This is a genomic window from Holdemania sp. (assembly GCF_986127675.1).
This window is the reverse complement of the sequence record NZ_CFQZWI010000028.1, coordinates 22,687-29,854: the sequence shown is the minus strand read 5'-3', so window position 1 is coordinate 29,854 and position 7,168 is coordinate 22,687. Positions and strand designations below refer to the sequence as shown.

Genomic DNA, 7,168 nt, shown 5'->3' with positions numbered 1-7,168 from the left:
GCCAAATCAAGGAACGAACAGGAGAATGACATGTTTACAATAGATCAGCACAGCCGTCAGCCGATATATGAACAGCTGAAGGAACAAATTATCCGGTATGTCAGTCTGGGTGTTCTGCAGCCGCAGGACCGGATGCCCTCGGTGCGGATTTTGGCGCGGGAGTTGGGGATCAATCCCAATACGGTGGTAAAAACCTATCAGGAGCTGGAAGACGAAGGCATTCTGGTCACAGAACCTAAAAAAGGTTTTTTTGTCAGCGATCAGAATGTGCATTCCATTTTAAGTTTGAGACAAAAAGAAGAATTCCGCAAAGCGGTAATCCGTTGCCGGGAAACCGGAATCTCTGAGGATGACGCGCAGAAAATTGTCCGGGAAGTCTATGAAGGAAAGCAGGGGTAAACCATGTTAAGGGTGGAAAATTGCCGGAAGGTGTATGACGAACAAACGGTATTGGAACATTGCAGCTTGGAGTTGGCGTCCGGTTCGATCCTGGGGCTGATCGGAATCAACGGAGCGGGGAAATCCACGCTGCTGCACTGTATCAGCGGCGCGATTCCCGTCGATGAAGGAACAATTACATGGAAAGAACAGCCGGTGCTCGATCATCCGGAGGTGAAACAGAAGATTTTTCTGGTTCAGGATGAACCCGTTTTTGCACAGACGGAAAATGCCCGGGAACTGATCGAATATCTTTCCTTATTTTATCCGGCCCTGGAATCGGAGTTATTCTACGATCTGTTAAGCCAGTTAAAGCTCAATCCGAAACAGCCTTTCTCCGCTTTCAGCAAGGGGATGAAACGGCAGGTTTTGATGGCCGCAGGGCTGGCGGCGCACCCGGAGCTGCTTTTGATCGACGAGGTGTTTGATGGGTTGGATCCGTTTGCCCGGCGGCTGCTTCAAGGTCAGCTGGCGGCGCAGACCGTTGAGGAAGGCATGAGTTCGATATTAACCTCGCACCGGCTGAGCGATCTGGAGAATTTCTGCGATGAATACGCGTTGTTGGACAAGAAGCGGATTCTGCATCAGAACTCCATGTTTCAAACGCAAAAGGAGCTGGTTAAAGTCCATCTCGCGTTTGATCATCCGATCAATCCCGCGATGTTTCAGGATCTTGAGTTGCTGAAGCTGGAAATTCATTCCCGGATGGCGCAGGCGATTCTGCGCGGCGATCATGACGAGGTGGAAGCGAAGCTGCGGAAGCAGAATCCGGTCATTCTTGAAATCTTTGATTGTACGCTGGAAGAAATATTCCTGGCGCAGCTGGAAAAGCGGGAGGAACTGCAATGATCCATAAGAAATTATTAACGGCCATGTTAAAGAAAGATTTTAAATTGTTTCTCTGCCTGCTGCTTCTGGATTTGTTGATCATGCCGTTCGTCTATGTTAATTTTCCAACGATGATGGACGATGCCAGTCTTTTGTTTAACTTTTATTTTATCTATCTGCTGCTGCTCATCATCATCCTGATCCGGCGTCAGCTCGGCTTTACGATGAAGCGGGAGGAAAAAATTCATGACTATCAACTGCCGCTGACGAAAAGAAGTTTGATTTTGACACGGTTAACAGCTGGAATCCTTGTCTTCCTGATTCCTTATCTGATCGCCTGGCTGATCATGGGGATTCTCATGCTTGATCGCCATGCCACTGTGATCTCAATCTGGAATGGAACGGTGCAGCTGATGCTGGCGATGATGATCTATCTTTGTTTTTGCGCCTGGGTATTTCTGCGCAGCCGCAAATCGTTTCAGGCGATGCTGACGATCGCCGTCTGGACGCTGGCTCCAGTCTTTATCGTTTCGGCGTCTGTAGATATTATGCGGGGAACGGTCACATATCGTTATCAACTCAGGGAATTCTTTACACTGCTGCATGATTTCGGATGTCTGCCGGGTTTGTTTACTCTTGCGGCGAAAGGGTTGATTTGCGACTCTACATTTCCTTCATTAGGAAGCTGTCTGCTTGTTGACGGTGTTTATCTGGCTGCGGCGTTGCCTGCAGTCTATCAGGTAACCAAGAATTCAGCAGAAAACGAGCATAAAACGTTAAAGCAAAGCGCGTTATTCAAACTGATGCCGCTTGCTTCCGCGGCTGGCGTGATGATTTGGGGATCGTTGACGGCGGTCAGGCCCCAGCAATGTCTGCTTTCCGTAATTTTGGCAGCTGTCCTCTACTTGTTGATCCGTTTCCTTTCTTACTCGAAGATTCAGTTCAACAAAATGATGCTGCTGGTACTGACCGTTGAGTTTCTGGTGGTTCAGGGAATTTTCTGGTCGTGGCGGGTCAGCGGCGGCTGGGGCATGACCCATCATACAACCGTCGAAGACGTCTACTTTATCACTTACTATGATGGTCTTGGCAAAATCGGAAGCTATTATAAATACTTTAACGTGGAGAATACTGCAAGTTTAAGTAAGGAGGATAAAGAAATCCTGATCCAGGCTCAGGTGGAAACGGATAAGCGGTATCGCCGCCAAGGATTGAAAGACGCGGTGGGTATGATCCAAATAATTTATCGCACGCATGACGATAAATACAGTTATTATCTTCCTTATTATGCGGATATTATGGAACCGGCGATAGAACTGCTGGAAGAACAGGATGTTCCGATTTCCACTTATCTTCGTGTTGATTATCCGGGCTGGGAAAATTACTTCTATTTACAAGGATTGAGCATCAAGCTGTTTTAATCTGGTTTGAGGTTATCTCCGGCAATTAAGCTGCGATCCAATGAAGAATAAGCTAAACGCAAATTCAATCCGCTCCGGTTTTCCTTCCTGGAAAATATGTAAAACGCGTTCATTAAGCCCTGAAATGACATTTCCCCCGTTGACAAACAATTTGAAAATGCTATAATCTAAACGATTATTTGCGCGAGGAACAGAGGAGTAATCCGGAAACGCTGCAGCGAGAGAGTCCCGGCTGGTGAAAAGGGATATGCAGAATCCGGACGAATAAAGGCTGGGAGCGTCAACGCAGACCTGCGTTACGGGCAGACTGATACGATCAGTCACTAAGATGATTAAAGCGATTTAATCATGAATTAGGGTGGTACCACGATGACAACTCTCGTCCCTATCGGATTTGAGAGTTTTTTTATTAGCAAAAAGGAGGAAAAGAAAATGGAACAGAAGTTATCAGAACAAGAACTGGTTCGCCGTCAAAAGATGGAGGATCTACGGGCTAAAGGCATCGATCCATTTGGCCATGCGTTTGCGCGCACGCACCGTTCCGCACAGCTGCGGGAAGAGTATGGCGAAGTAAGCCAGGAAGAGCTGGAAGAAAAGAAGATTCCGTGCGCCATTGCCGGCCGCATCATGACCAAGCGCCGGATGGGCAAGCTGGGCTTTATGCACTTGCAGGACCGCGACGGCCAGATTCAGGTCGTCGTCAACAAGGGCGTGGTTGGAGAAGAGGTTTACGAGCTGTTTAAGGCTGCCGATCTGGGCGATATCGTCGGGATCGAAGGCTATGTCTGCAAGACCAACACCGGCGAACTGTCGGTGAAGGCGGAGAAACTGGAGCATCTGACCAAGGCGCTGCGGCCGCTGCCGGAAAAATTCCACGGCCTGCAGGATGTTGAGGAACGTTTCAGAAGACGGTATGTCGATTTGATCATGAATGAAGACAGCCGCAAGATCGCGATGCTGCGCCCGAAAATCATCCGCGCTGTCCAGCATTATCTGGATGGTCAGGGCTTGATGGAAGTCGAAACCCCGGTGCTGCAGCCTATTTTAGGCGGCGCCGCGGCAAGACCGTTTGTGACTCATCACAACACGCTGGATATGGATTTCTATCTGCGGATTGCGACGGAGCTGCCGTTAAAGCGTCTGATCGTCGGCGGATTGGAAGGGGTCTATGAAATCGGCCGCCTGTTCCGCAACGAAGGCATGGATCCGAAGCACAATCCGGAATTTACAACCGTGGAAGCGTATGTGGCTTACAGCGATATCGAAGGGATGATGGCGCTGAACGAAGGTCTGTTTGAAAGCGTCGCAATGGAAGTCTTCGGTAAGACTGACTTTACGCTGGGCGACAAGCAGATTTCCCTGAAAGCTCCGTATAAGCGCTGGCACATGGTCGACGCGGTAAAGGAAGTCACCGGCGTTGATTTCTGGAAAGCCATGAGCGTTGAGGAAGCGCTGGCTTTGGCTAAGGAACACGGCGTTGAGGTCCAGCCGCATGAACGCACGGTCGGTCATATCATCAACCTGTTCTTTGAACAGTTCTGTGAGGAAAAGATCACGCAGCCGACGTTTGTCTATGGTCATCCGGTAGAGATTTCACCGCTGGCCCGCAAGAATGCAAAGGATCCGCGATTCACAGATCGCTTTGAGCTGTTGATCTACGGCACGGAATATTCCAACGCGTTCAGCGAGCTGAACGATCCGATTGATCAGCGCCAGCGTTTTGAGGAACAGCTGAAGCTGAAGGAAATGGGCGACGCGGAAGCCAGTGAAATGGACGTCGATTATGTTGAAGCGCTGGAATACGGCTTACCGCCGACCGGCGGCATCGGCATCGGCATCGACCGCTTCGTGATGCTGCTGACAGGTCAGGAATCAATCCGCGAGGTGCTGTTATTCCCGCACATGAAGAACCGCAACGAGTAAGAAAAAACAGAACCAGAAGAGGAATGGCTGATTCAAAGGCGATTCCTTTTTTTGTTGAATCAAGGAGGATGTTTCATTGGAATTTTTGTCAGTCATGCCTGTTTGTTTCCCAAGGGATCCGGAAATAAAAGAAACTGATAATTCAATCATGAATAATGGTAAAATGATAGCCGAGAGGTGAAGCCTATGTTTAAAACCGGCCAGTTATCCCGGGCTTTTGAAATTGATCGAACGAGCTTGAACTATTATGTCCGCACCGGTCTGCTCAATCCGGAAATGCTGGACAATCAATATCATACCTACTCGTTTCAGGATTTCGTCGCACTTTCCTATATCCGCCATTACCGCGGTCTCGGCTTTTCCATGAGCGAGATTAAAGCGCTGACACGGCAGAGCGACAACGAGGAAAAACTCCAATATTGCCAGAATGAAATGCAGACGATTGACGATCAAATCCGCCTGCTGCGGCTGAAACAGCGCTTTCTGGAAAATTTCATCAACCTGCTTCGTTTCTATGAAAGCTATCGCGATCATCCCATGCTGCTGATGACGGAACCTTATTATTTTATCAAACGGGAAGCGTTGGGCGATCCGGTGCTGAAGGCGTTGTATAAGCAGCTGCCCAGCAATGAATTCACGGCGGTTTGCGATCAGGACTTCAAAGTGACGCTGCGGCCGCAGTCGGCGCAGGGACTGGTGCTGAAAGAAGCGTGGGCCAGGGAATTTCAGCTTCCGCTACCGGAACAGGCTATTTTTTATCCGGCGGAACAGCGCTGCCTCTGCGCGTTTCGCGTCGGGGGAACTGCGTTTGAAACGCAGCTGCAGGCGTCCTTGCGCGGTCTCTATCAGACAATGGAAAACCAGGGGGTGCGGCTGCAGCGGGAGTTCGTCATTTATCTGTTGATCAGTAAGTACAATCAGGAGGACGAATATTTCGACGTCTATGTCGATATTCCTCTGAAAACGCTTGACTGATGAATAGTTCATCAGTTTATACTTGCTTTGTGAGCGGATGAACGAGATCTGCTTTCAAGGAGGGAAAGAATTTGAAAGAGTGTTCAAGAAGAAATTTCATCAAAGGCATGGCCGCGTCAGCGGCAACGCTGGCTGTCGGCGGTTTATTAGCCGGATGCGCGACGAATGAAGCGCCGAAAGCTGAAAACCAGGACGGCGGGGAACAGCGGACCTGGGATAAGGAAACAGACGTTCTGATCTTAGGCGCTGGCGGCGCGGGCATGTGCGCAGGTTACGAAGCAACCCAGGCCGGTGCGAAAGCGTTGATTTTGGAAAAAGCGGAAAGCTTCGGCGGCACGTCGATCCGTTCCGGCGGGATTATCCAGGCTTCCGGCACCGCGGCCCAGAAAAAGCTGACGAGCTATCAGGAGGATACGGCGGAAAAGCATGCGCAGTATTATCTGGAAGAGGGCGAAGGCACGCTGGACGAGGAACTGGTCAAGGATATGACAGCCGGCTCGGCGGGCCATATCGAATGGCTGGAAAGTCTGGGGTTGGAGTTTACCAATGTCACCGGCTCCGCTCATGTGCCGATGGCGGATGAGAGCAATTATGCCGACCGGATTCATGGAACAGCCGTCGGCGCTTCCGGGATGTTCACCGCGGTTCATGACGCGGCGGAGAAGAGCGGCGTTGAATTTTTGTATAACACGGAAGCGACCAGGCTGATCGTTGAAAACGGCAAGGTTGTCGGCGCGGAAGCGTTATCGGAAGGTAAAACCATCGCGATCAAAGCGAATAAGGGCGTGATCATCGCGACATCCAGCATTGACCACAATCAGGAAATGAGCAAGGCGCTGAGTCCGAATCAGTATTATGACAATGCCAATTCGATCTGCGCGGCGGCGCCGACCAACACCGGCGACGGAATCCGGATGGCGGCGGCGATCGGCGGACAGCTGACGCATTTCGGCGGGGTCATCGACCTGACGGGCAAGACCAGCGCCGGCATTAACCGCCAGACGCCGCTGATGCCCTGTTTCTTCGTAAATAAATACGGCCGTCGTTTCGCCTGCGAAGATACGACGTATGCTCTGACTTCGCGCGAACTGTGGCGGGAGATGACCAAGACGAATCACGCCTGCTACACGATCTGCGGCCCGAATGCCGTCATGACCAAAGAAAAGCTGGATGAAATGGTGGCGTCCGGCAAAGCCTTCACAGGGGCGACGATGCAGGAGTTGGCGGCGCAGATTGACGTCGACGGCGAAAATCTGCAGGCGACGCTGGATCAGTGGAACAAGGATATCACAGAATCCGGGAAGGATCGTCAGTTTGACCGTGCGACCGGATTGGAAGTCATCGAAGGTCCGTATTATGCGTTTGAAGAAGGGTTCATGAACCTGGGCTCGATCGGCGGTCTGAAGATTACCCTGAACTGCGAAGTCGTCAACACCCAGGGCGAAGTGATTCCGGGGCTGTATGCCGCAGGCATGGCGTCCGCCGGCTGGGTGGGTCCGTTCTATCCGGGATCGGGAACCGCTTTGCTGGGTGCGATTCACTGGGGCCGCAAAGCCGGCAAGGTCGTCGGCGCGCTGTAAGTC

6 protein-coding genes are annotated in these 7,168 nt (G+C 51.0%); all 6 read left to right on the top strand.

Annotated features, from left to right (window positions below):
* Positions 1 to 399, top strand: a 399-nt coding sequence (locus AC5OW4_RS06380; RefSeq protein ID WP_493676780.1) for a GntR family transcriptional regulator, incomplete at its 5' end; no start/stop codon positions are given.
* Between the two features lie 3 nt (positions 400 to 402).
* A complete protein-coding gene (locus tag AC5OW4_RS06375) occupies positions 403 to 1,287 on the top strand; it encodes an ATP-binding cassette domain-containing protein (RefSeq protein WP_072685487.1) in 885 nt (294 codons plus the stop codon).
* Entirely contained in the window at positions 1,284 to 2,687 is a 1,404-nt protein-coding gene (locus AC5OW4_RS06370; RefSeq protein ID WP_195548135.1) for a hypothetical protein, read from the top strand. Before AC5OW4_RS06375 ends, AC5OW4_RS06370 begins: the two co-directional genes overlap by 4 nt.
* 432 nt (positions 2,688 to 3,119) lie before the next feature.
* Positions 3,120 to 4,610, top strand: coding sequence for a lysine--tRNA ligase (gene lysS, locus AC5OW4_RS06365; protein ID WP_072685489.1), 1,491 nt, complete (start codon positions 3,120 to 3,122; stop codon positions 4,608 to 4,610).
* A 186-nt stretch (positions 4,611 to 4,796) separates the two neighbouring features.
* Positions 4,797 to 5,585 carry a MerR family transcriptional regulator gene (locus AC5OW4_RS06360; protein WP_493676779.1) on the top strand — a complete coding sequence of 263 codons (789 nt, stop codon included), beginning with the start codon at positions 4,797 to 4,799 and terminating at the stop codon, positions 5,583 to 5,585.
* 71 nt (positions 5,586 to 5,656) lie between these two features.
* Positions 5,657 to 7,165, top strand: coding sequence for an FAD-dependent oxidoreductase (locus AC5OW4_RS06355; RefSeq protein ID WP_493676778.1), 1,509 nt, complete (start codon positions 5,657 to 5,659; stop codon positions 7,163 to 7,165).
* Positions 7,166 to 7,168 lie beyond the last annotated feature (3 nt).

Coding starts and splice junctions, on each gene's coding strand:
- AC5OW4_RS06375 (WP_072685487.1), top strand. CDS start 403: ATGTTAAGGGTGGAAAATTGCCGGAAGGTGTATGACGAACAAACGGTA.
- AC5OW4_RS06370 (WP_195548135.1), top strand. CDS start 1,284: ATGATCCATAAGAAATTATTAACGGCCATGTTAAAGAAAGATTTTAAA.
- lysS (WP_072685489.1), top strand. CDS start 3,120: ATGGAACAGAAGTTATCAGAACAAGAACTGGTTCGCCGTCAAAAGATG.
- AC5OW4_RS06360 (WP_493676779.1), top strand. CDS start 4,797: ATGTTTAAAACCGGCCAGTTATCCCGGGCTTTTGAAATTGATCGAACG.